This is a genomic window from Cellulomonas sp. PhB150 (genome assembly GCF_003755175.1).
Classification (GTDB): domain Bacteria; phylum Actinomycetota; class Actinomycetes; order Actinomycetales; family Cellulomonadaceae; genus Cellulomonas.
This window is the reverse complement of sequence record NZ_RKHX01000002.1, coordinates 45,629-72,476: the sequence shown is the minus strand read 5'-3', so window position 1 is coordinate 72,476 and position 26,848 is coordinate 45,629. Positions and strand designations below refer to the sequence as shown.

30 protein-coding genes are annotated in these 26,848 nt (G+C 72.0%); 7 read left to right on the top strand and 23 right to left on the bottom strand.

Features of this window, described 5'->3' with window-relative positions; all coding sequences use genetic code 11:
• Positions 1–17: 17 nt before the first annotated feature.
• Positions 18–599 (bottom strand): hypothetical protein, encoded by a 582-nt coding sequence (locus EDF34_RS07730; RefSeq protein ID WP_148076596.1) that lies wholly within the window; start codon positions 597–599, stop codon positions 18–20.
• A gap of 237 nt (positions 600–836) precedes the next feature.
• Between EDF34_RS07730 and EDF34_RS07725 the strand changes: the two genes are divergently transcribed.
• From EDF34_RS07725 to EDF34_RS07715, 3 genes are read left to right on the top strand one after another with little or no spacing between them, the layout of a single operon-like run.
• Positions 837–1,421, top strand: a complete 585-nt coding sequence (locus tag EDF34_RS07725; protein WP_123370806.1) for a VIT1/CCC1 transporter family protein — start codon at positions 837–839, stop codon at positions 1,419–1,421.
• 10 nt (positions 1,422–1,431) lie between these two features.
• Positions 1,432–1,923, top strand: coding sequence for a Cys-tRNA(Pro) deacylase (ybaK, locus tag EDF34_RS07720; RefSeq protein ID WP_370450038.1), 492 nt, complete (start codon positions 1,432–1,434; stop codon positions 1,921–1,923).
• A 28-nt stretch (positions 1,924–1,951) separates the two neighbouring features.
• A complete protein-coding gene (locus EDF34_RS07715; RefSeq protein WP_123370804.1) occupies positions 1,952–2,659 on the top strand; it encodes a YggS family pyridoxal phosphate-dependent enzyme in 708 nt (235 codons plus the stop codon).
• 2 nt (positions 2,660–2,661) lie between these two features.
• On the opposite strand, the gene EDF34_RS17515 is transcribed toward EDF34_RS07715, so the two are convergent.
• Positions 2,662–2,805 (bottom strand): hypothetical protein, encoded by a 144-nt coding sequence (locus tag EDF34_RS17515; protein WP_158615063.1) that lies wholly within the window; start codon positions 2,803–2,805, stop codon positions 2,662–2,664.
• 71 nt (positions 2,806–2,876) lie between these two features.
• Here EDF34_RS17515 and EDF34_RS07710 point away from each other — a divergent pair, with 71 nt between their 5' ends.
• Together EDF34_RS07710 and EDF34_RS07705 are read left to right on the top strand one after the other, a co-directional pair.
• On the top strand, positions 2,877–3,242 hold the full coding sequence (locus tag EDF34_RS07710) for a YidH family protein (protein ID WP_123370803.1): 366 nt from the start codon (positions 2,877–2,879) through the stop codon (positions 3,240–3,242).
• Positions 3,243–3,255: 13 nt separating this feature from the next.
• On the top strand, positions 3,256–3,567 hold the full coding sequence (locus EDF34_RS07705) for a DUF202 domain-containing protein (RefSeq protein ID WP_123370802.1): 312 nt from the start codon (positions 3,256–3,258) through the stop codon (positions 3,565–3,567).
• On the opposite strand, the gene EDF34_RS07700 is transcribed toward EDF34_RS07705, so the two are convergent.
• The 4 genes from EDF34_RS07700 to cimA all read right to left on the bottom strand — a co-directional run bounded on the left by EDF34_RS07700 (position 3,568) and on the right by cimA (position 7,628).
• Positions 3,568–3,966, bottom strand: a complete 399-nt coding sequence (locus EDF34_RS07700) for a YccF domain-containing protein (RefSeq protein WP_123370801.1) — start codon at positions 3,964–3,966, stop codon at positions 3,568–3,570.
• A gap of 4 nt (positions 3,967–3,970) precedes the next feature.
• Positions 3,971–5,047, bottom strand: a complete 1,077-nt coding sequence (locus EDF34_RS07695; protein WP_123370800.1) for a biotin/lipoate A/B protein ligase family protein — start codon at positions 5,045–5,047, stop codon at positions 3,971–3,973.
• A 2-nt stretch (positions 5,048–5,049) separates the two neighbouring features.
• Positions 5,050–5,937, bottom strand: coding sequence for a hypothetical protein (locus tag EDF34_RS07690; RefSeq protein WP_148076595.1), 888 nt, complete (start codon positions 5,935–5,937; stop codon positions 5,050–5,052).
• 77 nt (positions 5,938–6,014) lie between these two features.
• Positions 6,015–7,628: a citramalate synthase gene (cimA, locus tag EDF34_RS07685; protein WP_123370798.1), complete on the bottom strand. Its 1,614-nt coding sequence runs from the start codon at positions 7,626–7,628 to the stop codon at positions 6,015–6,017.
• Between the two features lie 408 nt (positions 7,629–8,036).
• Here cimA and EDF34_RS07680 point away from each other — a divergent pair, with 408 nt between their 5' ends.
• Positions 8,037–8,702 carry a DUF6069 family protein gene (locus EDF34_RS07680; protein WP_233575264.1) on the top strand — a complete coding sequence of 222 codons (666 nt, stop codon included), beginning with the start codon at positions 8,037–8,039 and terminating at the stop codon, positions 8,700–8,702.
• A gap of 55 nt (positions 8,703–8,757) precedes the next feature.
• Here EDF34_RS07680 and EDF34_RS07675 read toward each other — a convergent pair whose 3' ends face one another.
• From EDF34_RS07675 to ilvD (EDF34_RS07615), 13 genes are all read right to left on the bottom strand, one after another.
• Complete coding sequence (locus tag EDF34_RS07675; RefSeq protein WP_123370797.1) at positions 8,758–9,867, bottom strand: branched-chain amino acid aminotransferase; 1,110 nt, start codon at positions 9,865–9,867, stop codon at positions 8,758–8,760.
• Between the two features lie 102 nt (positions 9,868–9,969).
• Entirely contained in the window at positions 9,970–11,028 is a 1,059-nt protein-coding gene (locus EDF34_RS07670) for a 3-isopropylmalate dehydrogenase (protein ID WP_123370796.1), read from the bottom strand.
• A gap of 58 nt (positions 11,029–11,086) precedes the next feature.
• Positions 11,087–11,527 carry an ASCH domain-containing protein gene (locus tag EDF34_RS07665; RefSeq protein ID WP_123370795.1) on the bottom strand — a complete coding sequence of 147 codons (441 nt, stop codon included), beginning with the start codon at positions 11,525–11,527 and terminating at the stop codon, positions 11,087–11,089.
• 92 nt (positions 11,528–11,619) lie between these two features.
• Positions 11,620–12,648 carry a ketol-acid reductoisomerase gene (gene ilvC / locus EDF34_RS07660; RefSeq protein WP_123370794.1) on the bottom strand — a complete coding sequence of 343 codons (1,029 nt, stop codon included), beginning with the start codon at positions 12,646–12,648 and terminating at the stop codon, positions 11,620–11,622.
• Positions 12,649–12,691: 43 nt separating this feature from the next.
• Positions 12,692–13,216, bottom strand: coding sequence for an acetolactate synthase small subunit (gene ilvN / locus EDF34_RS07655; protein ID WP_123370793.1), 525 nt, complete (start codon positions 13,214–13,216; stop codon positions 12,692–12,694).
• A 5-nt stretch (positions 13,217–13,221) separates the two neighbouring features.
• Complete coding sequence (locus tag EDF34_RS07650) at positions 13,222–15,081, bottom strand: acetolactate synthase large subunit (RefSeq protein ID WP_123370792.1); 1,860 nt, start codon at positions 15,079–15,081, stop codon at positions 13,222–13,224.
• Between the two features lie 264 nt (positions 15,082–15,345).
• Positions 15,346–16,338 carry an ABC transporter permease subunit gene (locus EDF34_RS07645; protein ID WP_123370791.1) on the bottom strand — a complete coding sequence of 331 codons (993 nt, stop codon included), beginning with the start codon at positions 16,336–16,338 and terminating at the stop codon, positions 15,346–15,348.
• Positions 16,335–17,264 carry an ABC transporter ATP-binding protein gene (locus EDF34_RS07640; protein ID WP_123371250.1) on the bottom strand — a complete coding sequence of 310 codons (930 nt, stop codon included), beginning with the start codon at positions 17,262–17,264 and terminating at the stop codon, positions 16,335–16,337. Before EDF34_RS07640 ends, EDF34_RS07645 begins: the two co-directional genes overlap by 4 nt.
• A 164-nt stretch (positions 17,265–17,428) precedes the next feature.
• Positions 17,429–18,421, bottom strand: coding sequence for a hypothetical protein (locus EDF34_RS07635; RefSeq protein ID WP_148076594.1), 993 nt, complete (start codon positions 18,419–18,421; stop codon positions 17,429–17,431).
• Positions 18,418–19,362, bottom strand: a complete 945-nt coding sequence (locus tag EDF34_RS07630; RefSeq protein WP_233575263.1) for an ABC transporter ATP-binding protein — start codon at positions 19,360–19,362, stop codon at positions 18,418–18,420. Before EDF34_RS07630 ends, EDF34_RS07635 begins: the two co-directional genes overlap by 4 nt.
• Before the next feature lie 94 nt (positions 19,363–19,456).
• Positions 19,457–20,032: a pyridoxamine 5'-phosphate oxidase family protein gene (locus tag EDF34_RS07625; protein WP_123370789.1), complete on the bottom strand. Its 576-nt coding sequence runs from the start codon at positions 20,030–20,032 to the stop codon at positions 19,457–19,459.
• Between the two features lie 10 nt (positions 20,033–20,042).
• Positions 20,043–20,771, bottom strand: a complete 729-nt coding sequence (locus EDF34_RS07620; protein ID WP_123370788.1) for a DUF2306 domain-containing protein — start codon at positions 20,769–20,771, stop codon at positions 20,043–20,045.
• A gap of 77 nt (positions 20,772–20,848) precedes the next feature.
• Positions 20,849–22,564 (bottom strand): dihydroxy-acid dehydratase, encoded by a 1,716-nt coding sequence (gene ilvD, locus EDF34_RS07615; protein ID WP_123370787.1) that lies wholly within the window; start codon positions 22,562–22,564, stop codon positions 20,849–20,851.
• 112 nt (positions 22,565–22,676) lie between these two features.
• Here ilvD (EDF34_RS07615) and EDF34_RS07610 point away from each other — a divergent pair, with 112 nt between their 5' ends.
• Positions 22,677–23,357 carry a TIGR00266 family protein gene (locus tag EDF34_RS07610; protein WP_199737728.1) on the top strand — a complete coding sequence of 227 codons (681 nt, stop codon included), beginning with the start codon at positions 22,677–22,679 and terminating at the stop codon, positions 23,355–23,357.
• A 6-nt stretch (positions 23,358–23,363) separates the two neighbouring features.
• Here EDF34_RS07610 and EDF34_RS07605 read toward each other — a convergent pair whose 3' ends face one another.
• The 4 genes from EDF34_RS07605 to EDF34_RS07590 all read right to left on the bottom strand — a co-directional run bounded on the left by EDF34_RS07605 (position 23,364) and on the right by EDF34_RS07590 (position 26,642).
• Positions 23,364–23,708: a type II toxin-antitoxin system PemK/MazF family toxin gene (locus tag EDF34_RS07605; RefSeq protein ID WP_123370785.1), complete on the bottom strand. Its 345-nt coding sequence runs from the start codon at positions 23,706–23,708 to the stop codon at positions 23,364–23,366.
• Complete coding sequence (locus tag EDF34_RS07600) at positions 23,702–23,956, bottom strand: CopG family transcriptional regulator (protein ID WP_123370784.1); 255 nt, start codon at positions 23,954–23,956, stop codon at positions 23,702–23,704. Before EDF34_RS07600 ends, EDF34_RS07605 begins: the two co-directional genes overlap by 7 nt.
• A 26-nt stretch (positions 23,957–23,982) precedes the next feature.
• The gene (gene ilvD / locus EDF34_RS07595; RefSeq protein WP_123370783.1) at positions 23,983–25,845 is read right to left on the bottom strand and encodes a dihydroxy-acid dehydratase; all 1,863 of its coding nucleotides are present in this window, start codon (positions 25,843–25,845) and stop codon (positions 23,983–23,985) included.
• 134 nt (positions 25,846–25,979) lie between these two features.
• Positions 25,980–26,642: a VOC family protein gene (locus EDF34_RS07590; protein WP_123370782.1), complete on the bottom strand. Its 663-nt coding sequence runs from the start codon at positions 26,640–26,642 to the stop codon at positions 25,980–25,982.
• Between the last annotated feature and the right edge of the window lie 206 nt (positions 26,643–26,848).

Sequence of the window (26,848 nt, the reverse complement as noted above, 5' to 3'; positions counted from 1 at the left end):
CGGGGCGGCGCGCCTCGTCAGTCGCAGAACTTCTTGGCCGCCGCCTTGAAGCCCGTCACGCCGGTCTCCTTGCACCAGACAGCGCCCGAGTACGGCACCTTCGAGTAGCTGTACGCCCTGCCGCTCACCTTCGTGATGGTCTGGCCGTTGGACGAGCACTTGCCTCCGCTGAAGTACCCCGTGGCGCTGCGGTAGCCCCGGAAGACGATGTACGTCCCGGAGTTGGTGAACGTCGTCGCGACGGACACCGCACTCGTGCTGGTCTTCGATCCAGACGCCGACAAGGTCGTCCCGACCTCTGCCCCGAGCTCGGCGATCGGCAACGACACACCGACCTTCGCCGTGGTGCTGAACGAGACACCAGCGGTCAGCGTCGTCTGCTCGGACGCAGACTCGGTGCGGGTCGCCGTCGAGCCCTTCGCGATCACCACGCCCGACGCGTGCGTGATCACGTTGCTCGTGGTCTTCGAGCTCCAGCTGTTGATCCACTGCGAGTTCGCATCGCACGCCGTCGGCGCCGCCTGCGCCGCCGCTCCCGGCAGCGCCACGGCGCCCGTCGCCAGCACCACGGCCAGCACAGATCGAGTCAGTCGCGTCATCGCTCTTCTCGCTTCCCCTGAGGTTCGCCCGGCAGCCCGTGCGCCGGGTCGCCACACCGTAGACATGCGACAAAAGCCCCCGGGCGCACTTGGATCACGATCGGGTAACGATGGATCTGGCCGGTCCGACGGTATGCAGACCGGGCGGGAATGAGGCAAGGCTCCCCTGTGTTTATGCAGGTCAGGGGAGGCTTTGCTTCGATGACAACCACGATTTCCCGTCCTACGGTGGGCCCCATGAGCACGATCTCGGCCCACCTCATCTCCCGTCCGGCGCCCGCGTCGGACCGGGCCGCCGCGCCCGCACCGCTGACCGGCAGCAGACTCAACCAGCTGCGCGCCGGGGTGCTGGGCGCCAACGACGGCATCGTCTCGGTCGCCGCGATCGTCGTCGGCGTCGCCGGCGCCTCGTCGACGACCGCCTCGATCGTCACGGCGGGCGTCGCCGGTCTCGTGGCCGGCGCGCTGTCGATGGCCACGGGCGAGTACGTCTCGGTGAGCAGCCAGCGCGACGCCGAGCGCGCGGGCCTGGCCACGCCCGACGAGGAGCTCACCAACCCGTGGCACGCCGCGGTCGCGTCGCTGTTCGCGTTCGTCGTCGGGGGCCTCGTCCCGCTGCTCGTGGCGCTCGCCCCGTGGGGCTCGGCGATCGTCCCGGCCGTGTTCGGCGCCGTCGTCGTCGCGCTCGTCGTGACGGGGGCCGTGAGCGCGCGCATCGGCGGTTCCGACGTCCGTCGCGCCGTGCTCCGCAACGTCGCCGGCGGCTCGATCGCCATGATCGTGACCTACGCGGTCGGTTCCCTGGTGGGCCTCGCCCTCTAGGGTGGGCAGGGTGACGAAGAAGGCAGCCGCCGGGACGCCTGCCCTCGTCGCGCTCGTGGCCGCGGGGATCGAGCACACCGCGCACGCCTACGAGCACGATCCCGCGTCCGACCTCGGCTACGGCCTCGAGGCCGCCCGCGCGCTGGGCGTCCCGCCCGAGCAGGTGTTCAAGACGCTGGTCACGCACGTCGACGGTGTCCTGACCGTCGCGGTCGTGCCCGTGACCGGCCAGCTCGACCTCAAGGCGCTCGCGCACGCGTGCGGCGCCAAGAAGGCCGCCCTGGCCGACCAGCACGACGCGGAGCGGGCCACCGGGTACGTCGTCGGCGGCATCTCCCCGCTCGGCCAGCGCATGCCCCACCCCACGGTGATCGACGAGACCGTGGTGCTGTTCGACACCGTGCTCGTCTCGGGCGGGCACCGCGGCCTGGACGTCGAGCTCGCGCCCGACGACCTGATCCGCCTGACCGAGGCGACCGTGGCGGACATCGGCCGGGACTGACCGCGCCCGACGGGTACGGTCTGCACCCATGGACGACGACGTGCGGGACGTGGTCGCGGCTCGCCTCGCGGTGGTCCGCCGCCGGGTGGTCGACGCCGCCGTCACCGCCGGGCGCGACCCGGCCGAGGTCCAGCTCCTGCTGGCGAGCAAGACCATGTCCGTCGAGGCAGTGGCCGCGGCGCTGGCCGCCGACGAGGACCGCGAGCCGGGCCTGGCGCGTGTCGTCCTCGGGGAGAACCGGGTGCAGGAGCTCGTCGCGAAGGCGCCCGAGCTCGTCCACCTCGAGCCGACCTGGCACGTCATCGGGCCGCTGCAGTCGAACAAGGTGAACGCGGCGCTGCGGTGGGCGTCCTGCGTCGAGTCCGTGGCGTCGCTCGACCTCGCCACGCGCCTGGCGGCACGGGCCGACGCGCTCGACGTCATGGTCCAGGTCAACGTGTCCGACGAGCCGACCAAGCACGGCGTCGCGGCTCACGAGGCGGTCGACGTCGCGCTGGCCGTCGCCGCGCTGCACGGACTGCGGCTCGTCGGGCTCATGACCGTGGGCGCGAACTCGACCGACGACGCCGTGGTGCGCGACGGTTACGCCCGCCTGCGCGACCTGCGCGACGAGGTCGCCGCCTCGGTGCCTACCGCGACCGGGCTCTCGATGGGCATGAGCCGCGACCTGGAACCGGCGATCGCCGAGGGAGCCACGACCGTGCGGATCGGCTCGGCGGTCTTCGGGGCGCGCTGACCTCAGCGGGACGCGCGCGCGACCGCTCGCCCGCCGCGGAGCACGACCTCCTGGCGCACGCGCACGGAGCGCCGCCGGCGCGCGACCACCTCACGGGCCTGCAGCACGGACAGGCGACGCAGCTCTCGGTCCAGCTGGGGCGACATCGGTCCTCCTTCGTCGCAGGCCAGGAGCCGACGTCCCCGTCCGCAGATACCTCGGCGGCCATACTGGTGCTGTGGCCGACCCCGACTCCCGCCGTCCCCGCTGGGTCTTCGGCGTGGGCTCCGAACCGGACCCGCGGTTCACGCTCGCCAACGAGCGCACGTTCCTCGCCTGGATCCGCACGTCCCTCGCGCTGCTGGCCGGCGGCGTCGCGCTCGAGGCGATCGAGCTGCCGATCTCCGGACCCTGGCGGACCAGCGCGTCGATCCTGCTCATCCTGCTCGGCATCGCCTCGCCCCTGTGGGCCTGGCTGGGCTGGGCGCGTGCCGAGCGCGCGGCCCGGACGTCCGTGCCGCTCCCCGCGCCCACCGGGTCGGCGCTGCTCGCATTCGGCGTGATCCTGGCCGGCGTCGTCGTCCTCGTCGGCAGCCTGCTGTGAGGGTCGACCGGGGATGACCGACGCCTGGCCCACGCGCCACGAGGGCGACGCCGGGCTGCAGCCCCACCGCACGCAGCTGGCCTGGCGACGCACGAGCCTGGCGCTGCTCGGCGCTTCCATCGCCTCGGTGAAGGTGCTGGAGCCTGTCCTCGGCCCGGGCGCGATCGCGCTGGGGATGGTCGGCATCGTGCTGGCCGGTGCCCTGGCGTGGGGCTCCTACCGCCGCGCGAGCCAGCAGATCGCGGGCGCCCGGCTCGTCACCGCGTGCGCCGTCGTGACCGCGTTGCTCGGGCTCGGGGCGCTGGTCTTCGCGATCGGTCGCTGACTACTGCCCGTACGCCGCCATCATCCGGTCGGACGGCACGATGTCCTTGCCGAGCGGGAACAGCGAGATCGGCACCATCTTGAAGCTCGCGATGCCCAGCGGGATCCCGATGATCGTGAGGCACAGCGCGATGCCGGTGGCGATGTGCCCGATGGCCAGCCAGATGCCGGCCACGATGAACCACACGACGTTGCCGATGACCGACCACGCGCCGGACGTGGGCTTGTCGACGACCGTCCGGCCGAACGGCCACAGCGCGTACCCGGCGATCCGGAACGAGGCGATCCCGAACGGGATGGTGATGATGAGGATGCAGCACAGGATGCCCGCCGCCACGTAGCCGAGCGCCATCCAGAAGCCCGCGAGCACCAGCCAGATGATGTTCAGGATCGTCTTCATGGCGTCACGGTACGCGCGCGGTCCAGGCGTCGTCCGCGAACTTGGTCCGCACCAGCTCGTGCGCCTGCGCCAGCTCGTCGTCCGTGAGCGCGCCGTCCACGACGTCGTACCGCGCGCGGAAATGCGCGGCGAACGCCTCGATGACGGCCTCGCGCGGCAGCTGCGTCTGCGAGCGGACCGGGTCGACGCGCTTGTTCGCCGACGTGGTGCCCTTGTCGGACAGCTTCTCGCGCCCGATGCGCAGCACCTCGAGCATCTTGTCCGCGTCGATGTCGTAGCTCATCGTCACGTGGTGCAGCACCGCGCCCCCGACCATCCGCTTCTGCGCGGAGCCGGCGAGCTTGCCGGCGGGCGACGCGATGTCGTTGAGCCCCGTGACGAACGCCTGCACACCCACGTCCGCGAGCGCGCCCAGCACCCACTGGTTGAGGAACGCGTAGGACTCCTCGAAGGTCATCGCGTCGACGAGCGAGGCCGGCACGACGAGCGAGAAGGTGATGCAGTTGCCCGCCTCCATGAACATCGCGCCGCCGCCGGAGATCCGGCGCACCACGGTGATCCCGTACCGTTGCGCCGCCTCGAGGTCGACCTCGTTGCGCAGCGACTGGAACGAGCCGATGATCACGGCCGGCTCGACCCACTCCCAGAACCGCAGCGTCGGCCCCCGGCGGCCCGCGGCGAGCTCGGCGGTGAGCACCTGGTCGAGCGCGGCGTTCACGGCCGGCGACATCGGCCCGGGGTGGATGAGCTCGAACGTGTGGTCCGACCAGGCGGTCGAGTAGCCGAGCGCCCGCCGGACCGCGAGCGCGACGGCACGGGCGTCGAAACCGACCATCGAGACCGGTCCGGCGATCCGCCCGGCGGACTCGGCAGCAGCCAGACCGTCGGTGACCGCCTGGGCCAGCCGGGCCGGCGTGGAGTCCTCGGGGAGGCCGTCGAGCGACGGACCGAGCACGTCGAGGGCCTCGTCGGGCTCGAGGAAGAAGTCGCCACTGACGACGACGTCGGCCAGCACGCCGTCGCGCACCTCGAGGTCCACCGCGACGAGCTTGCCGCCGGGCACCTTGTACTCGCCGTGCATCCTCAGCCCAGCCCGCCCACGGCCTGCTGCGCGCGGGCCTGCACCATGGCGTTGAGGCTGGCCGGGTCACCCAGGGTCGCGAGGGCGGCGTCCGGTGCCGTGTCGACGGCCAGCGAGGTGGCTGTCCAGGTCACGATCGCGTTCCCGACGAGCATGTGGCCACGGTACTCGGGCAGCGAGCTGCCCTCCGAGCGGTGGGTGATCTCCTGCACGATCGACGGGTAGGCACCCTGCCCCTCGATCGCGGGCTGGGCGACCCAGCTCGAGCCGTCGACCCCGGGGTTCACCTGGCTGTACTCGGGGCACGCGTCGACCGTCGTGACGAGGTCGGCGAACGCCTCGCGTGCGTCGGTCCCGTCGTCGAGCACGGTGACGCGCTGCTCCCAGTCGAGCGCCTCGTTCGACGACGACCGGGCGTCGAACGCGTCGGGCTCGGAGTCGACCACCGTGACGGCGGTGGTGCAGGACGCGGGCTCGATCGTCGAGCCGCTCGGGAGCCCCCACGCCAGGTCGCCCGCGCCGATGCCGGGCTGCAGCGGGGTGCCCGCGGCCGCCGGGACGTCCGCGACGAGGTCGGCGTCCGTGACGAACAGGGTGGCGAGGGTGGTCGTGTCGAACACCGCGTCAGCACCCGGCACGGGCGCCGGTGTGGCGGGCGTCGTCGAGGTGGGGCTGGGGGCCGTGCTGGGCGCGCTCGGCACGTCCGAGGCCGACGACGGGCTCGTCCCGGGGGGCGGCTCGGTCTGGTGCTCGGCCCACGGCTGGACGACGAGCAGGACGACGACCACGACGACGGCGACCACCACGAGCCACCACCACCAGCGCGAACGCTCCTCCACCTGCTCGGAGGACGCGCCAGGTCCGGGCGGCTGCGGCTGTGTGCCGGCCAACGGGCCGCTCCCCTCGTCGTCGTCCGTGCTGTCCCTCCGAGGCTATGCCGCGACGCGCGTGCGCGCAGCGGACTCGCTCAGCGCGGCGCGACGCCGCGGTTGCGCAACCCCCAGATGGCCGAGTCGGTGAGGGCCTCCCAGGCGGCCTCGAGCAGGTTCGGACCGACGCCGACCGTGCTCCACGCGGTCTGCCCGTCGCTGGTCTCGATGAGCACGCGCGTCACCGCGTCCGTGCCGTGCATCGAGTCGAGGATGCGCACCTTGAAGTCGATCAGCTCGAACGCCTCGAGCTCGGGGTAGACCTTGATGAGCGCCTGCCGCAGCGCGTGGTCGAGGGCGTTGACCGGGCCGTTGCCCTCCCCCGTGCTGACGTGCCGCTCGCCGCCCGCGTGCAGCTTGACCGTCGCCTCCGCCGTCGCGGGCGTGCCGCGGCTCCCGCTGCGCTCGACGATGGTGCGCCAGGACTCCACCCGGAAGTACTGCGGGCGCTCGCCGTCGATCTCCTCGACCAGCAGCAGCTCGAACGACGCGTCGGCCGCCTCGTACGTGTAGCCGTTCGCCTCGGCGTCCTTGACCCGGTCCGTCACCCGGCCGAGCAGCTCCGAGCGGCCCGCGAGGTCGAACCCCAGCTCGCGGCCCTTGAGCTCGATCGACGCGCGGCCGGCCATGTCGCTGACGAGCATCCGCATGTCGTTGCCCACCAGCGCCGGGTCGATGTGCTGGTAGAGGTCCGGGTCCACCTTGATCGCCGACGCGTGCAGGCCGGCCTTGTGCGCGAACGCGCTGGCCCCCACGTACGGCGAGCGGGCGAACGGCGAGATGTTGGTGATCTCGCTGATCGCGTGCGCGATCCGGGTCAGCTCGGACAGACCGCCGTCGCCCGCCGCGAGCACCGAGCGTCCGTACTTCAGCTCGAGGTTGGCGACGATCGCGAGCAGGTCGGCGTTGCCGGTGCGCTCGCCGTAGCCGTTGATCGTGCCCTGGATGTGGCTGCACCCCGCCTCGACGGCGGCGAGCGTGTTGGCGACGGCGCAGCCGGAGTCGTTGTGCGCGTGCATGCCGAGCACGGCGTCGGGGCCGACGACCCCGCGCAGCTCGTGCACGATGTCCGCGACCCAGGTCGGCACCATGCCGCCGTTGGTGTCGCACAGGGCGACGACCTCGGCGCCCGCCTCGAACCCGGCGACGACCGCGGCGCGGGTGTAGTCCGCGTCGAACCGGTAGCCGTCGAAGAAGTGCTCGGCGTCGACGACCACGCGCCGCCCCTCGCGCACGAGGAACGCGACCGTGTCCGCGATCATCGCGATGTTCTCCTCGCCCGTGGTGCGCAGGGCGCGCTCGGCGTGCCGCAGGTCGTGCTTCGCGACGATCGCGACGACGGGGGCCTCCGAGTCGACGAGCGCGCGCACCTGCGGGTCGTCGACCGCGCGGACGCCCGGCTTGCGGGTCGAGCCGAACGCCGCGAGCTCGGCGTTGCGCAGGTCGAGCTCCTTCGCCGCGCGCTTGAAGAACTCGGTGTCCTTCGGCACCGCGCCCGGCCAGCCGCCCTCGATGAACCCGACCCCCAGCTCGTCGAGCAGAGGGGCGATGGCGAGCTTGTCGGCGACCGACAGGTTCATCCCCTCCTGCTGCGCGCCGTCGCGCAGGGTCGTGTCGTAGACGTGGAACTGGGGCGACGAGGGGACGGTCACGATCGGCTCTCTTCGGTCCGGGTCCTGCTGGCTCTGCGGGTGCTGCGTCGTCCTGCGCCGCGGGGGTGGTGCGGGAATGACGACGATGTCGAGACGCTAGTCGCACGGGCGGGTGGCCCGACCAACAAAAAGACCCCCCGGGGTACGGGAGGTCTGCGCATCGACGTGGTGGTCGATGCGCTACTCGATAATGAGCGCCAGGCGTGAGGTGGTGGTCACAGCGTCATCGTGGCACACGTCCCGGCGTGCGGTCACGCGTTCCACGTCGTGGACATGCTCCCTTCGAGCGATTCCTCCCGTTCATCGGGCTGGCGGGCGCGCCGCTCGCTACGTTGGCCGGGATGCCGGCGTCGTGCCGGCGCGACCGTCCCGCCGTGCGACCCAGGCACCCGAGCTCGAGGAGCCCTCATGTCAGTACCCCCGGACCAGCCGCCGACCACCCGCATCCCCGCCGCGGGCCGGTTCGACCCGCCGCCGGCCGACGCCGTCCCCCCAGCCGCAGCCGTCCCTCCGGCCGCTGCTGTCCCCCCGGCCGCCGCCGTCCCCCCGGCTCCGCAGCCGGGGAGCGCGCCGCCAGCCGTCGCCCCGCCAGCCTGGGCGACCACCCCGGCTCCGAACCCCGCACTGCCCACCGTTCCCAGCGCGCCGCCGCGGGCCGGTCTGGCCGCGGGACCCTACTGGGGCGGCGTGGTCGCCACGGCCGTGGTCGCCGCCCTCATCGGCCTGGCGGGCGTCGTGATCTTCGAGAGCATCCTCGACATCAAGCTCACGTACCAGGACCCGTTCGACACCGACTCGGCGACGGCGGCGTACATGGTCGGCGGGGCCGTGGCGGCCGTCGTCGCCGGAGGCCTGCTGCACCTGCTGGTGATCTCGACGCCCCGGCCGCGCGCGTTCTTCGGCTGGATCATGGGCCTGACCACGCTCGTCGCCGCGCTCCTCCCGCTCACCTGGACCGACGACACCGACCGCGCCCTCTCGGCCGGCGCCGTCAACCTGGTGATGGGCATCGCGATCTGGTCCCTGCTCTCGGGCGTGCTGTCCCGCACCGCGAGGCTCGTCCCCGCACTCTGACCCGGACGCGACGAAGGGCCGCCCCGAGCGTCGGGGCGGCCCTTCGTCGTCGTGGTCAGACCAGGCGGTGCAGCCAGCTGTGCCGGTCGGTCGACCGGCCGTACTGGATGTCCGTGAGCTCGGCCCGGATGCGCGTCGTGACCGGACCGGCCTCGCCGTCGCCGACCACCAGGTCGAAGTCGTCGCTCGCGAGCCGGCCGATGGGCGTGATGACGGCCGCCGTGCCGCACGCGAACACCTCGGCGACGGAGCCGTCGGCCAGTCCCTCGCGGACCTCGGCGATCGGCAGCGGGCGCTCGGAGACCTCGTGGCCGGCGTCGACGAGCAGCTGGATGATCGACGAGCGCGTCACGCCCTCGAGGATCGAGCCGGACATCTGCGGCGTGGAGACGCTGCCGTCGGCGTTGACGAGGAACACGTTCATGCCGCCGAGCTCCTCGAGCAGCGTGTTCGTCGACGCGTCGAGGAAGCAGACCTGCTCGAAGCCCTTGTCGTAGGCGTTCTGCTGCGGCAGCAGGCTCGCGGCGTAGTTCCCGCCGCACTTGGCCGCACCCGTGCCACCGGCCCCCGCGCGGTGGAACTCCTGGTCGACCCAGATCGCGACGGGCCGCACGCCGCCCGCGAAGTAGGGGCCGACCGGCGAGGCGATGACGAGGAACTCGGCCTCGAGCGACGGCCGCACACCGAGGAACGACTCCGAGGCGTACATGAACGGGCGCAGGTAGAGGCTCGTCTCCTCGCCGGCCGGCACCCAGGCCAGGTCGGTGCGCACGAGCGCCTCGATCGCACCCAGGAAGTCGGCCTCGGGCAGCACGGGCAGCGCGAGCCGCTGGGCCGAGCGCGCGAAGCGGGCGGCGTTGGCGCTCGGCCGGAACGTCCAGACGGTGCCGTCCGGGTGCCGGTACGCCTTGAGCCCCTCGAAGATCTCCTGCGCGTAGTGCAAGACAGCGGTCGCGGGGTCCAGCTGCAGCGGGCCGTACTTCTCGACGCGACGGTCCTGCCAGCCCGACTCGTTCGTGTACGAGACGCGGGCCATGTGCTCGGTGAACACGGTGCCGAACTTCGGGGCGGCCAGCGCTGCCTCGCGCTGCTCGTCCGGGACGGGCGTGGTGGTCCGGTGGACCTCGAAGAGGTCTGCCGACGTGGGGGACGTGAGGGTGCTCATGTGCGGGGGCCTTTCACCAGGGTCGAGTTGACGTTACCGGTGACGACGGCCGGGAGGACAGGTGAACCGCGCGGGCGCAGGCCCGGGGTGCACGCGCGAGGGTCAGCCGGCGATGCGCGCGGCGAGGTCCTTGCCCACCTCGGCCGTCGACCGTACTCGCCCGGCGCGCTCGGCGATGTCGGCCGCGACGGCCGCCTCGACGGCGCGCGCCTGGGTCGCGAGGCCCAGGTGGTCCAGCAGGAGCGCGACCGACAGCACGGTGGCGGTCGGGTCGGCCTTGCCCTGGCCCGCGATGTCCGGCGCGGAGCCGTGCACGGGCTCGAACATGCTCGGGGCCGTGCGGTCTGGGTTGATGTTCGCGGACGCGGCCAGGCCGATGCCGCCCGTGATCGCGGCGGCGAGGTCGGTGAGGATGTCGCCGAACAGGTTGTCCGTGACGATCACGTCGAACCGCGCCGGGTTCGTCACCAGGAAGATCGTGGCGGCGTCGACGTGCAGGTAGTCGACCGTCACGTCGGGGAACTCCGCGTTGACGGCCTCGACCGTGCGGCGCCACAGGTGGCCCGCGTGCACGAGGACGTTGTGCTTGTGCACGAGCGTGAGCTTCTTGCGCGGACGGGCCGCCGCACGGGCGAAGGCGTCGCGGACCACGCGCTCGACGCCGAACGCGGTGTTGATGCTCACCTCGTTGGCGATCTCGTGCGGGGTGCCGACGCGGATCGCACCGCCGTTGCCGACGTAGGGGCCCTCGGTGCCCTCGCGGACCACGACGAAGTCGATCTCGCCCGGGTTCGCCAGCGGGGTCGGGACGCCCGGGAACAGCTTGCTCGGGCGCAGGTTCACGTAGTGGTCCAGCGCGAAGCGCAGCTTGAGCAGCAGCCCGCGCTCGAGCACGCCGCTCGGGACGCTCGGGTCGCCGATGGCGCCCAGCAGGATCGCGTCGTGCGTGCGGATCGCGTCGAGGTCCGTGTCCGTCAGCGTCTCGCCGGTCGCGTGCCAGCGGCGCGCACCCAGGTCGAAGTCCGTCGTCGCGACGCCCACGCCGGTGCCCGTCAGCGCCGCCTCGAGCGCGAGCAGCCCCTGCTCGACGACCTCGGTGCCGATGCCGTCACCGGCGACGACGGCGAGGTTGATGGTGCGGGCGTCGGCGTGGCTGCTCATGTCTGGCACCCTAGACCGGCGTCCCACGTCTCGGGACGCCCATCTCACCTAGTGGCGGTCAGTCGACCGCGGGCGTCGGGCCGCTCGTCGGGTAGACGAGCTCGAAGCGCTCGACGACCTCGACGCCGACCTCGATCTCCGTGGTCCGGATCAGCGCGCGGGGCTCGCCGGCACCGTCCAGCACGATCGCGAGGTCGCCGACGCGCGGCAGCTCGTCGCCGAACTCGTCGCGCGGGGCGGACGTCGAGGTCCGCGACCCCGCCAGCACCTCGGCGAGGAGCGCGTCGGCCTCCTCCCCCGCGCCGAACGAGAACGACGGCGGCGGGACGACGTCCAGCGGGCTGCCGCCGACGATCGACTCCATCTTGCCGAAGCCCACGTGGCCGCGGGCGGCCTGCCAGAACGCCGTGATGCGGTCGTCGGCGTCCGTCGCGATGTTCTGCGCCCCGTACTGGTCGTCCCCGGTCACCGCGTCGTCACCGGTCGTCTCGTCGGTCATCGCCAGCCCTTCGTCGTCGTTGCGCCCATCCTTGCGCACGAACGACGAACGGCACCCCGGGTGTCCGGGGTGCCGTTCGGTGAGATGTGAGGTCAGCGCGCGGCGCTTCCCTCGACATAGTCGGAGTCCGAGGGCTTGACCCACGCGAACAGCTTGCGCAGCTCGCGGCCCACGGGCTCGATCGGGTGGTTCTGGCCCTTGTCGCGCAGCTCCTTGAACTCCGGCGCGCCGGCGTCCTGGTCGTTGATGAACCGCTCGGCGAAGGCGCCGTTCTGGATGTCGGCGAGCACGGCCTGCATGTTCGTCTTGACGTCCGGCGTGATCACGCGGGGGCCCGAGACGTAGTCGCCGTACTCGGCCGTGTCGGAGACCGACCAGCGCTGCTTGGTGATGCCACCCTCGAAGATGAGGTCGACGATGAGCTTGAGCTCGTGCAGCACCTCGAAGTACGCGACCTCGGGCTGGTAGCCGGCCTCGGTCAGGGTCTCGAAGCCGTACTGGATGAGCTGGCTGACGCCGCCGCACAGGACGGCCTGCTCACCGAACAGGTCGGTCTCGGTCTCCTCGGTGAAGGTCGTCTTGATGCCGGCGGCGCGCAGGCCACCGATCGCCTTGGCGTAGGACAGCGCGAGCGCCCAGGCGGAGCCCGAGGCGTCCTGCTCGACGGCGACGATCACGGGCACGCCGCGGCCGTCGACGTACTCGCGGCGCACGAGGTGGCCGGGGCCCTTGGGGGCGACCATGAACACGTCGTGCTCGGCGGCCGGCTTGATGTAGCCGAAGCGGATGTTGAAGCCGTGGCCGAAGACCAGGGCTGCGCCCGGCTGCAGGTTGGGCTCGATCTCGTCGCGGTAGACGATGCGCTGGACCTGGTCGGGCGCGAGGATCACGACGACCTCGGCGCCGGCGACGGCCTCGGCGACCGTGGCGACCTTGAGGCCCTCGTTCTCGGCCTTGGCACGGGACGCGGAGCCCTCGCGCAGGCCGACGGTGACGTCGACGCCGGAGTCGCGCAGGTTGAGCGAGTGCGCGTGCCCCTGGCTGCCGTAGCCGATGACGGCGACCTTCTTGGACTGGATCAGCGACAGGTCGGCATCGTCGTCGTAGAACAGCTCAGCCACGGTGGAACTCCTTAGGTGATGTGGGCGTGCGAGACAAGAGGTATCAGGCGGAGCGCGAGACGCGCTCGAGCGCCCGGTCCGTGATCGAGCGGGAGCCGCGTCCGATGGCGACCGTGCCGGACTGCACGATCTCGCGGACGCCGAACGGGTCGAGGGCCGCGAGCAGCGCCTCGAGCTTGCCCGGTGACCCGGTCGCCTCGATGACGACCGAGTCGGGCACCACGTCGACGACGTGCGCCCGGAACAGGTTGACGATCTCCAGGACGCCGGTGCGCTGGGACGCGTCGGCGCGCACCTTGACCAGCAGCAGCTCACGCTGCACCGACGCGGCATCCTCCAGCTCGACGATCTTGATGACGTTGATCAGCTTGTTCAGCTGCTTGGTCACCTGCTCGAGCGGGAGCTCGTCGACGTCCACGACGACGGTGATCCGGGAGATCTCGTCGTGCTCCGTGGGGCCGACCGCGAGCGAGTGGATGTTGAACGATCGCCGGGCGAACAGGCCCGCGACGCGCGTGAGCACGCCGGGCTTGTTCTCGACGAGCACCGACAGTGTGTGACGGCTCATCTGGATCAGTCCTCCCGGTCCCACGCCGGGCTGATGCCACGGGCGTACTCGATCTTGTCGTTGCTGCCGCCCGACGCGATCATCGGCCAGACCATGGCGTCACGGGACACCGTGAAGTCCACGACGACGGGCTGGTCGTTGATCTCCAGCGCGCGCTTGATCGTCGCGTCGACGTCCGCCTTCGACTCGCACCGCAGGCCCACGGCGCCGTAGGCGTCCGCGAGCTTGACGAAGTCCGGCACCCGGCGCGTGCCGTGGCCGGTGTGCAGGTCCGTGTGGGAGTAGCGCGACTCGTAGAACAGGGTCTGCCACTGGCGGACCATACCCAGCGAGGAGTTGTTGATCACCGCGACCTTGATCGGGATGTCGTTGATCGTGCAGGTCGCGAGCTCCTGGTTGGTCATCTGGAAGCAGCCGTCGCCGTCGATCGCCCAGACGGTGCGGTCCGGCTCGCCCACCTTGGCGCCCATCGCCGCGGGGACCGAGTAGCCCATCGTGCCCAGGCCGCCCGAGTTGAGCCACGCGTTCGGGCGCTCGTACTTGATGAACTGCGCGGCCCACATCTGGTGCTGGCCGACGCCCGCGACGAAGGTCCCCTCGGGCCCGGTCAGCTCACCGATCCGGGAGATGACGTGCTGCGGTGCCAGCAGGCCGTCGCTCGTCTCGTCGAACCCCAGCGGGAACGAGTCGCGCAGGCCGCCGAGGAACGTCCACCAGGCCTCGAGGTCCGGCTTGCCGTGCTGCGCGTGCTCGCGTGCGAGCTCGGGCAGCAGGTCCGCAAGCACCTCGCGCAGGTCGCCGACGATCGGCACGTCCGCGGTGCGGTTCTTGCTGATCTCGGCCGGGTCGATGTCCGCGTGCACGATGGCTGCGTCGGGCGCGAAGCTCGACAGCAGGCCGGTCACGCGGTCGTCGAACCGGGCGCCGAGCGCCACGACCAGGTCCGCCTTCTGCAGCGCGGCGACGGCCGGGACCGTGCCGTGCATGCCCGGCATGCCGAGGTTCTGCGGGTGGGAGTCGGGCAGCGCGCCGCGCGCCATGAGCGTCGTGACCACGGGAGCACCCGAGGCGTCGGTCAGGGCCCGCAGCTGCGCGGCGGCGCGGGCGCGGATGACACCGCCGCCCACGTAGAGGACGGGCCGACGAGCCGTCGCGAGCAGCCGGGCCGCCTCGCGGATCTGCTTGGCGTGCGGCTTGGTCACCGGGTGGTAGCCGGGCAGCGAGATCTCCTGCGGCCAGGTGAACGTGGTCTGCGACTGCATCGCCGACTTCGCGATGTCGACCAGCACGGGACCGGGCCGGCCCGTCGAGGCGATGTGGAAAGCCTCGGCGATGACCCGCGGGATGTCGTCGGGGTCCGTCACCAGGTAGTTGTGCTTGGTCACCGGCAGCGTGATGCCGACGATGTCGGCCTCCTGGAACGCGTCCGTGCCGATGAGCGACGCGGCGACCTGCCCGGTGATCGCGACGAGCGGCACGGAGTCCATGTGCGCGTCGGCGATCGCGGTGACGAGGTTGGTCGCCCCCGGGCCGGACGTCGCCATGCAGACGCCGACCTTGCCCGTGGCCGACGCGTAGCCGGCGGCCGCGTGGCCGCCGCCCTGCTCGTGGCGCACCAGGATGTGGCGGACGCGCGTCGAGTCCATCAGGGGGTCGTAGGTCGGGAGGATCGCGCCGCCGGGGATGCCGAAGACGACCTCGGCGCCGACCTCCTCGAGCGAGCGGACGATCGACTTCGCGCCGGTGACGGGCTCGCTGATCGAGCTCGCCGCCGGGGTGGCGGAGGGTCGCTGCGCGGCGACCACGGCGGGGCCGTTTGCGGGCGGAGCGGGCGTGCGCGGCGGTGCCGGGTGGGGACCGGTCATCGGTGTTCTCTCCCTGCGTGCGGTGGTGCTGCGGGGTCGTGCCTTGCGGTCGTCGTCCGGGCCGGACAACAGAAAACCCCTCGAGGCCACGTGGGCCGGACGAGGGGTGAGCGCGCTGACGAGGCCTGTGCGGGTGGCCTCAGCCGGCGCGCTCAGGAAGTACTACGAGGATGATCGTCTGCACGCCAGCGAGGCTACGCCTCCGTAGGCTGGCTGTCACGCCGTCTCACATCGTGGTTCACGGGACCACTCTGTGGAACTGGCTCACGCGACGTCGCGCCTCCGGAACACCGCCCACGCGACGAGGACGAGCGCCACGACGACACCTGCGAGCTGCCAGCCCGCCTGCGTCATGTGCAGGACCTGCTCGACGCCGACGCAGCTCACCTCTCCCCCGTCCTGCCGGGTGCACTCCTCGACGTAGTAGCTCGCGCCACCCTGGACCCACGCGGCGATGTCGAACGTCAGCGTGTACGGCCGCATCCCCGCGATCGCGCTGCCGATCACGCCCTCCCAGACGACGGCCCAGCCGATCACCACGCCGAGCACCGCTGCGGTGTGCCGCAGCAGGAAGGCGAGCGCTGCGGCGCCGGCCGCGAAGCCGAGGCCGAGGGCCACCAGCCGCAGGGACGTGTCGACGTAGGGGCGGTACCCGTGCGGGCCGAGGTCGCCGATCGTCCCGTGGGAGCGGTAGGCCAGCCAGATGCCGACGGCGGCGACCGCGGTCGCGACCAGGACGGCCGGGACCACGCCCAGGACGGCCGCCACGACCTTGCTCCAGTAGACCCGGTTGCGCCTCGGGGCGAACGTCAGCCAGTTGCTGATCGCGCCGGTCGCGAACTCGGCCGCGATGAAGCTGACGGCCATGAGCGAGGGGCCGAGGACGAGCGGGATGGCCAGGGCACTGAGCTTGTTCGCCCCCTGCTCGGCGAACGGCGGGTTGGCGTTGATGAAGTTCTCGAGCGTGGGCGCGGGGTTGTCACAGGTCCAGCCGGTCGTGTCGTCGCCGTTGTCCTTCGCCTGCTGGATCTGCTCGAGGCAGTCCGCCTCGTACTGCTCGTGGTTCGCCTGCCAGTCGGCGAGGTTGTCCTGGTAGTACCCCTGAGCCTCCGCGATCTGGGCCTCGGACGGCGGCGCCGACGAGCGCCACGCCTCGACCACGATCAGCCCGGAGACCAGGACGAGTCCCACGGCCACGCACCACAGCAGGACGCGGGCGAAGAATCGCGCGAGCTCGACCCGCACCAGCCGCGTCACTCGGCACCACCCTGCTGAGCGCGGCGACCGTGCGGGGCGTGGCCCGCCGACTCCGGACGCGTGCCGGGGCCCTGCCCGGCAGTGAGCTCGAGGAACACGGACTCGAGGTCGGCGCGCACCGGGACGAGCTCGTGGACGAAGATCCCCGCACCGGCGAGCACCTGCGTGATCCGGCCAGGATCGGGCGCTCCCTCGACGACGAGCAGGTTCCCGTCGAGCCGCGCGGTCCAGCCCTGCGCGGCCAGCACCGGGCCGGCCGCGGCCGGGTCCGGCACCCCGACGCGCACCGCGGTGGTCGCCGCAGCGCCGAGCAGCCCGCTCACCGTGCCGCTCGCGACGAGCCGACCCTGGGCGATGATCGAGACGGTGTCGGCCACCAGCTCGACCTCGTTGAGGATGTGGCTCGAGACGAGCACGGTCTTGCCGCGGTCGGCCAGGCCACGCATGATGCCGCGGATCTCGTGGATGCCCGCCGGGTCGAGGCCGTTGGTCGGCTCGTCGAAGATCAGCAGGTCGGGGTCCTTGAGGAGCGTCGCGGCGATCGCGAGCCGCTGCTTCATGCCGAGCGAGTACCCGCGGTAGCGGTCCTTCGCGCGGTCGGCGAGGCCCACGTCGGCGATGACGACGTCCACGAGCTTCGGGTCGACGCCGATGGCCCCCGCGAGGAGCGTGAGGTTGCGGCGGCCGGAGAAGTTGGGGAAGAACTTCGGCTGCTCGACGATCGCACCGACGCGCCCGACGACGTCCGGGAGCGCCTTCGGCAGCTCCTGGTCGAACAGGCGCATCGTGCCGGAGTCGGCGCTGATCAGACCCAGCAGCATCCGGATGGTCGTCGTCTTGCCCGAGCCGTTGGGGCCGAGGAAGCCGTGCACCCCGCCGACCGGGACATCGAGGTCCAGGCCCTCGACCGCCACGGACCGCGTCATGTTGAGCTTGCGGTAGGTCTTGCGCAGCCCACGCGTCGAGATCGCCAGGTCAGCGGTCACGAAGCCCCCTTCGTCGTGCGCGCCCCCGTCGTCGCGACTGCCCGAACCGTACCCGTCGCACGGCCGCGATGTGGGCGAAACGACCGGTCAGATGAGCAGCGCTGTCAGGTGACCGCGCGACGCCGGAACACGACGGCGCCCAGCGCGAGGACGGCGACAGTCGCGAGCAGGAGGAAGAGGCCACCCTGCGAGGCGCCGATGCTCCGGTCGACGTCGTGGCACCCCACGGCGCCGGCCAGGTCCGGGTCCGGCCCGCACTCCGTCACCGCGTACCTCGCGCTGCCCTCGAACCAGGCCCGGAGGTTCAGGCCGAACGTCGCCGGTGCCAGGCGCGGCGCGACCTGAGGCAGCGTGAACTCGACGGCGAGCGCCCACCACACGACGATGCCCGTGACCGCGGCGGCGTGGCGCACCGCGAACGCCAGCCCGGCTCCGAGGAGAGCGGCTGCGAGCACCGCAGGGAGCAGGTGCGCCGCGTCACCCAGGGGCGCGCTCCACGCGCCCTCGCCCTCGATGGCTGCCCCGCGGACCAGGAAGACGAGTGCGATCCCGCCGATGGCGAGCCCGAGGGCCGCGACCGCGGCCGGCAACGCGCCGAGCGCCGCCGCGGCGGACTTCGTCGCGAAGACGCGGCTGCGACGGGGCGCGAACGTGAGCCACGTGCCCATGGTCCGGGCGCCGAACTCGGCGGTCACGAAGCTGACACCCATCGCGAAGGCCGCGAGGAGGACCGGCAGCCGCAGCCCGGTGGTCGCGTTGCCGACCTCCGCCGGGAAGTACGGCGGCGCGGGGAGGAACGAGTCGAGCCCCGGAGCGTCGTCGGAGTCGTACGGCGGCTCGCAGTCGCTGTCGCCGCCCTGCCCGTCGGCCTGCCTCGCACGACACTGCTCGACGTACTGCGCGTTGAGCTCGCTCCACCGGACCTTGGCAGCCTCGTAGTCCTGCGTGCCCGCCGAGATCTCCGCGGCAGTCGCGGGCGTCGTGCTGCTCCACGCCATGGCGACGAAGCCCGCGCTGGCGAGCAGCAGCAGGCCGGCGACCAGCCCCAGCACCGGACGGCAGCGGAAACGCTCGAGCTCAGCTGTCAGGAGCCTCATGCGCCGACCCCCTGCGGCTGTCCGTCGCGCGGCGCGCCGGTGAGTGCGAGGAAGACCTGCTCGAGGTCGGGGCGCTCGGCCGCGAGCTCCCGCAGGTCCACCCCCTCGCGGGCGAGCACGCGCGAGACCTCGACCGGGTCGTCCACGCCCTCGACGACGAGCGCATCACCGTCCCGGCGCACGGACCAGCCGCACCGCTCGAACGCCTCTCCCGCTCGCACGGGATCGGTCACGCTTACCCGGACGGCCCCACGAGCGTGCGCACCCACGAGGTCCGCGACCCGCCCGTCGGCGACGAGCCGCCCGCCGACCACGATCGAGACGGTGTCGGCGACCTGCTCGACCTCGGCGAGCATGTGCGACGAGACCAGGACCGTGCGCCCGGCGTCGGCCAGTGTGCGCATGATCGTCCGGACGTCGTGGACGCCGGCCGGGTCCAGGCCGTTGGTCGGCTCGTCGAAGATCACGAGCTCGGGGTCCTTGAGCAGGGTCGACGCGACGGCGAGGCGCTGCTTCATGCCCAAGGAGTACGACCGGTAGCGGTCACCAGCGCGGTCGGCGAGCCCGACCTGTGCGAGCAGCTCGTCGACCTTCTTCTCGGCTCCGACGGCCTGGGCGAGCAGCGACAGGTTCCGGCGCCCGGAGAACGCCGGGTAGAAGCGCGGCTGCTCGACGATCGCGCCGACCTTCGCGACCGCAGCCTCGAGGCCGTCGGGCAGGTCGTGACCGAGCAGCCGGATGGAGCCCGAGTCGGGGCGTTCCAGGCCGAGCAGCATGCGGATCGTCGTCGTCTTGCCCGCTCCGTTCGGCCCCAGGAACGCGTGCACGCCGCCGACCGGCACCTCGAGGTCGAGGCCCTCGACGGCGACCACCTCACGCAGGGTGAACGACCGGTAGGTCTTGCGCAGGCCCCTGGTCCGGATCGCCGGTTCGTCACTCACGCCTGGTCGTCCCCCTCGAGCGGCCCGCTGCCGGCACCCCCGGCATGCTCAGCGCATCGGCACCGAGGCGGCGGGTGTTGAGGGTTCGCGCTGATCAGCGCGGCGCGGGGTCCATGTCGAAGCCCGGCAGGCCGTCGATGCTCACGCGGTTCTTCAGGCGGCGGTAGTCCGCGCGGCCGTCGACGCCCTTGCGCTCCATGTACGGCGGCAGCAGGTCGCGCTCGCCCTCGTAGCTCATGAGCGGGACCCCGTAGCCGCACGAGTCGGACACGCGCTCGACGTCGACGACGATCACCGCACGGGTGCCGCGCTCCTCGGGCAGGTCGGCGGGGAACAGCGCGAGCAGGTCGTCGAAGCCCTCGTCGTACAGGGTGACGAAGCGGCCGCGGCCGTGCAGCCGGACGATGTTCGGCGGGCCGTCGAACGCGCAGAACATGATCGTGATGCGGCCGTTCTCCCGCAGGTGCGCGATGGTCTCGGAGCCGCTGGCGGTGAGGTCGACGTAGGCGACGGTGTGGTCGTCGATCACGACGAACGAGCCCGGGATCCCCTTCGGGGACACGTTCACGTGCCCGTCCGGCCCGCTCGGCGCGGTCGCGACGAAGAACACCGGCTGCTTCTCGACGAACGCCCGCAGGCGACCGTCGATCGACTCGTGCACCTTTCCCATGCCTCGCACGCTAGTCCCGCAGCTCCACGATCCGCACCGTCGGCAGGCCCCGGCGCCGCACGAGCCACTCGGCCACCACGAGGTTCGGCAGCCAGCACAGGAACGGCACGGCGGCGTAGGCGTTGGCGAATGCGGCCTCGGGGTCGAACGTGCCCGAGACGAACGGGACCTGCGCCGCGATCAGCACGCCGGTCCACGCGCGCAGCGTCACGGCCGCGTACGTGAGCGCGAAGCTGCGGATCATCCAGGCTTGGTGGGCTCGCACGTCGCCGGACCGGACGGACCGGTAGCCGCGCCACGCGGTGAGCAGCCAGAGCACGGCGAGCGTGCCGAACCCGAGGAAGCCGACGAGGCCCGCGGTGTTGACCGGCGCGAGTACCAGGGCTGCGAGGCCGGCGACGCCGACCGCGCCGAGGTACGTGCGGCCGAGCGCGCGATGCACCGCCGGTCGTCGTCGGCGGAGCCCCGCCCAGAACTGGAACGGCCCGACGAGCAGGGCGGTCCCGCCCGCGACGACGTGCAGGTAGAAGGCCGCGAGGATCGCTGCTCCCCGGCCGGCGTACCCGGGGGCCAGCCCCACGTCGTCGGACGCGAGTGCCTCCAGCGACCGCACCAGGTACGGGCTGACCGCGTAGGTGGCGATCGCCACGGACGTCAGCACGACGACGGCCCAGCTGATGCGGGACCCTTGTCGCACGGCGGTCGGGCGGGGCGCGGGCGTCGTGTCCGTCGTCGTCATGGCTCCGACGCTAGGGACGTCGTCGGGCGAGGTCTGTGCGGCAGCCCCACCGACCGTTGCGGGGGTCTGCCCTACCGTCAGATCAGGACGGCGCCCTTCGACGCCGACTGCACGAGCTTGGCGTACTTCGCCAGGACGCCGCGCGTGTACGTCGGGGGCAGCGGCGCCCAGCCGACCTTGCGGCCCTCGAGCTCCTCCTCCGTGACCAGCACGTCCAGCGTCTCGTTCGCGACGTCGAGCCGGATCCGGTCACCGTCCTGGATGAAGGCGATCGGCCCGCCGTCGACCGCCTCGGGCGCGACGTGGCCCACGCACAGGCCGGTGGTGCCGCCCGAGAACCGCCCGTCCGTGAGCAGGAGGACGTCCTTGCCCAGGCCGGCGCCCTTGATCGCGCCGGTGATGGCGAGCATCTCGCGCATGCCCGGGCCGCCCTTCGGGCCCTCGTACCGGATCACCACGACGTCGCCCGCGACGATCGTGCCGTCCTCGAGCGCATCCATCGCGGCCCGCTCGCGATCGAAGACGCGCGCAGTCCCCTCGAAGACGTCGGAGTCGAACCCGGCCGACTTCACGACCGCGCCCTCCGGCGCGAGCGAACCGTGCAGGATCGTGATGCCACCCGTGCGGTGGATCGGGTTGTCCAGCGCGCGCAGGATCTTGCCGTCGGGGTCCGGCGGGTTCACGTCGGCCAGGTTCTCGGCGATGGTCTTGCCGGTCACCGTCAGGCAGTCGCCGTGCAGCAGCCCGGCGTCGAGCAGCGCCTTCATGACGACGGGCACGCCGCCGATGCGGTCGATGTCGTTCATGACGTAGCGACCGAAGGGCTTGAGGTCGCCGAGGTGCGGCACGCGAGCCGCGACGCGGGAGAAGTCGTCGAGCGTGAGGTCCACCTCGGCCTCGTGCGCGATCGCGAGCAGGTGCAGGACCGCGTTCGTCGACCCACCGAACGCCATGACCACGGCGATCGCGTTCTCGAACGCCTCCTTGGTCATGATCTGCCGCGCGGTGATGCCCCGGCGGAGCATCTCGACCACGGCCTCGCCGGACTTGTGCGCGAAGGCGTCGCGGCGGCGGTCGGCCGACGGCGGGGCGGCGGAGCCCGGGATCGACATGCCGATCGCCTCGGCGACCGAGGCCATCGTGTTGGCGGTGTACATCCCGCCGCAGGCACCCTCGCCGGGGCAGATGGCGCGCTCGATGCGGTCGACGTCCTCGCGGCTCATGAGCCCGCGCGCGCACGCGCCGACGGCCTCGAACGCGTCGATGATCGTCACGTCCTTCTCGGTGCCGTCCTCGAGCTTGACCCAGCCGGGCGCGATCGAGCCGGCGTAGAGGAACACGCTGGCCAGGTCGAGCCGCGCGGCGGCCATGAGCATGCCGGGCAGCGACTTGTCGCAGCCGGCCAGCAGCACCGAGCCGTCCAGACGCTCGGCCTGCATGACCGTCTCCACGGAGTCCGCGATGATGTCGCGGCTCACGAGCGAGAAGTGCATGCCCTCGTGGCCCATCGAGATGCCGTCGGACACCGAGATCGTGCCGAACTCGAGCGGGTACCCGCCCGCGGCGTGCACGCCTGCCTTCGCGGCCTGCGCGAGGCGCTGGAGCGAGAGGTTGCACGGCGTGATCTCGTTCCACGAGCTCGCGACGCCGATCTGCGGCTTCGCGAAGTCGTCGTCGCCCAGGCCGACGGCCCGGAGCATGCCGCGCGAGGCGGTCGCCTCCAGCCCGTCGGTGACCGTGCGGGAGCGGGGCTTGATGTCGACGTCACCGGTGACTTCGGGCGTAGCGGTCATGTTCCGGAGTGTAGGACCGGCCCAGGTCAGGTGCTACGTGCGACCGCCCACGGGTCGCGGCCGGACCGGGCATGATGGCGTGGCCGGACGACGACGCCAGGAGGAGACCACCGTGCACGTGCAGATCGACGACGGGCCCGCATTCGCATTCGCCGAGATCACCCTGGAGCCGGGCGGATCGGTCCGGGTGGAGTCGGGGGCGATGGCCAGCCAGCGCGGCGACATCACCGTGGAGACCTCCACCCGCGGCGGATTCATGAAGGGGCTGCGGCGCGCGTTCGGCGGCGAGAGCTTCTTCGTCAACGAGTTCTCGTCCAAGGCGGGCGGGACGTTGGGCATCGCACCGGCGCTGCCCGGCGACATCGCCCAGGTGCACCTCCCGGGCGGTGACGAGCTGCTCGTGCAGTCAGGCGGATGGCTCGCCTCCGACCTCAGCGTCGAGGTCGACTCGTCGTGGGGCGGGGCGAAGGGGTTCTTCTCCGGAGCGGGCCTGATCCTCCTGCGGTGCTCCGGCCAGGGCGACCTGCTCGTCGCGGCGTACGGCGGCATCCGCGGCGCGACGCTCGCGCCGGGCGAGCGGATGGTCATCGACACCGGGCACATCGTCGCCTTCGAGAGCACCGTGCAGTACTCGATCCGCAAGGCCGGCACCTGGAAGACCACGTTCCTGGGCGGCGAGGGGCTGGTGGCCGAGTTCGTCGGGCCCGGGCAGGTGTTCATGCAGACCCGCAGCACGACCGACCTCATCAGCTGGCTCGACGCCCGGCTGCCGCGGCACGACTCGTCGAACTGAGCGCGCCTACAGGCCCAGCACCTGGGCCAGCCCGCGGGAGACGTCGTAGGCCAAGGCCGCAGGCAGCATGCCGGCTCGTTCGACCAGCTCACGCTTGTTCATCGTGACCAGTGCCGTCACGTTGACGACGCTGTCGCGTGGCAGACCAGCCGCTCCGGCGGGAACGAGCACGTTGCCCGGCATCCCTGCGAGTGCGGTGTTGCTCGTCATGACCGCGACGAGCGTGGTGGCGAGCGCGCTCGCGTTGTACGCGTCGTCCTGCACGACGACGACCGGCCGACGCAGGGCGGGGCGACTCCCGTCCGGCTCCCCCGGGTCGGCCCAGTAGACCTCGCCCCGAGCAATCACCACGCCTCCTCGTCGGCGCCGTCCGCGAGCACTCGACGCCCTGCGGCGACGGCGACCTCGTGGCTCGCCTCAGCCGCGCCGAGGTACTCCACGACGACATCGATGCGTGCAGTGACGCTCGCGGCGTCGGTGCGCTCCAGGAGCAGCTGGGCACCCCGCGTGTAGAACTCCGAGCGGCTGATGCCCAGCGAAGCGGCACGCGCTTCGACGGCGCTGTAGGTCGAGTCAGGAACCGAGATCGCCGTCTTCACGCGGCGAGTATAACCGGTATGACTGCTCAGCGGCGGCGCAGCAGCGACACGTCGCGGACCGCGCCGCGGTCTGCGGACGTGGCCATCGCCGCGTACGCCTGCAACGCGGGAGACACGTAGCGGTCGCGGTTCAGCGGCTGCCACGGGTTCTCCGAGGCCTCCATCTTGGCGCGGCGCTCGGCGAGGACCTCGTCGGGCACGTTGACCCGGATGAGGCGCGTGTCGACGTCGATCTCGATCTCGTCGCCGTCCTCGATGAGGCCGATCGTCCCGCCGGCCGCCGCCTCGGGCGAGATGTGACCCACGGAGATCCCGCTCGACCCGCCGGAGAAGCGGCCGTCGGTGATCAGCGCGCAGACCTTGCCCAGGCCGCGTCCCTTGATGAACGACGTCGGGTAGAGCATCTCCTGCATGCCCGGGCCGCCCGCGGGACCCTCGTAGCGCACGACGACCACGTGACCGGGCTCGACCTGCTTGGTGAGGATCTTCTCGACGGCCTCGTCCTGCGACTCGCAGACCAGCGCGCGGCCGACGAAGTGGAACACGTCCGGGTCGATGCCGGCGGTCTTGAGCACGGCACCGTCCTCGGCGAGGTTGCCGCGCAGCACCGCGAGGCCGCCCTCGACCGTGTAGGCGTGCTCGAGGTCGCGGATGCACCCGTTGGCGGCGTCCGTGTCGAGGCGGTCCCAGCGGTTCTGCGTCGAGAACGCCTCGGTGGTGCGCACGCCGCCGGGAGCGGCGTGGAACAGCTCGACCGCCTGCTCCGTCGCCTTGCCCCCGCGCACGTCCCAGTCGTCGAGCCAGGCGCGCAGGGTCGGGGTGTGCACCGACGTCACGTCGTGGTCGAGCAGCCCGGCCCGGTCGAGCTCTCCGAGCAGTGCGGGGATGCCGCCGGCGCGGTGCACGTCCTCCATGTGGAAGCTCGGGTGGTTCGGCGCGACCTTCGACAGGCACGGCACGCGGCGGGACAGGCCCTCGATGTCGGTGAGGTCGAAGTCGACCTCACCCTCCTGAGCAGCGGCCAGGATGTGCAGCACCGTGTTGGTCGAGCCGCCCATCGCGACGTCGAGCGTCATGGCGTTGGCGAAGGCGGCCTTGGTCGCGATCCCGCGGGGCGCCGCGGTGTCGTCCTCGTCCTCGTAGTAGCGGCGGGCCAGGTCGACGATCGTGCGGCCGGCCTCGAGGAAGAGCTCGCGGCGGGCGGCGTGCGTGGCCAGCGTGGAGCCGTTGCCGGGCAGCGACAAGCCGAGGGCCTCGGTGAGGCAGTTCATCGAGTTGGCGGTGAACATGCCCGAGCACGAGCCGCACGTGGGGCACGCGGCCTCCTCGACGGCGGCCAGGGCCTCGTCGGACACGTTGTCGTCGGCCGAGTAGTTGATCGCGTTGATGAGGTTCAGCGGGGTGGACGCGACGCCGTTGGCCACGACAGCCTTGCCGGCCTCCATGGGGCCGCCGGAGACGAAGATCACCGGGATGTTCAGGCGCAGCGCTGCGTTGAGCATGCCGGGCGTGATCTTGTCGCAGTTGGAGATGCACACGAGCGCGTCGGCGCAGTGCGCCTGGACCATGTACTCGACCGAGTCGGCGATCAGGTCCCGGCTCGGCAGCGAGTAGAGCATCCCGGCGTGGCCCATCGCGATGCCGTCGTCGACCGCGATGGTGTTGAACTCCTTGGACACGCCACCCGCCTCGCGGATTGCCGAGGCGACCAGGTCGCCCATGTCCTTGAGGTGCACGTGGCCGGGCACGAACTGCGTGTAGGAGTTCGCGATCGCGATGATCGGCTTGCCGAAGTCCTCCGAGCCCATGCCGGTCGCGCGCCACAGGGCGCGGGCGCCGGACATGTTGCGGCCATGGGTGGACGTCCGAGAGCGCAGGGGGCGGCTCATACCGGTCAGCTCCTTCAACACGCGAGAGCGGCCGCACCGCGCGGCTGCCGCGTCAGGCTACGTCTGCCTGCGGCGACGTTCGCGGGGCGTCCGCCTCGTGGTCCACGGGCCCCGAGGGGGCGCAGCGCCGCAGGTCAGGCGCTCGCCCGGCCCTGCCACGTGCACACGCACACCTCGTTGCCCTCGGGGTCGGCGACGATCCAGAACGCCGGCGCGGCCTCGTCGCTCACCAGGTGGCCACCGGCGGCGACGGCCGCCTCCACGCGCTGGGTCGCCTGGTCGTGCGGGACCGTGATGTCGAAGTGGATCCGATTGCGCTGCGGACGCGGCTCGTCCATCTGCTGGAACCAGACCGTCGGCCCGACCCCGGCCGGGTCGCTGACCTCGCTCCCGTCGTCGGCCGTGTCATACCCGAAGACCGCGGCCCAGAACGGGCGCACGGCCGCGATGTCGAGCGCGTCCACCGCGATCTCGAGGATCTCCGAGCGCTCCACCGCGGTCCCCAGGCCCAGCTCGTCGGCGACCGCGGAGACCGCGGCGGCGAGGTCGACGTCGCGCTGCGTGAGCCCGCCGACGTCGTGGCTGGAGGTCGTGACGGTGACCTGCCCCCAGCGCAGCAGGACGTCGGGATGGTGGTCGTGGTCGTCGGCCACCGCGGCCACGCGCGCCACGAACGCCGCCGCGGCGGCGAAGTCCGGCGCGGTGAATGTCGCGCGCAGGCGGTGGAGCATCACGCGCCAGTGGCGGGCGTCGACGGCGTCGGTGACAGCGGACGAGCTCAGCTTCGAGGAGGCCATGCGTCCACCGTGGCACGCACCACTGACACCCGCACCTACGCCCCGACCACGCGCCCGTACCCACCGAGTACATCGGCCACGGGCCCTCTGATTCGCACGTACGTTCGACGTCGTGTCAGTGGTCGATGGGACGATGAGCACATGACAGACACCGCCACGGTCACCGATGCAGCGGCGCACGTGCGCGCCGCGCTCGGGGCCGGGCC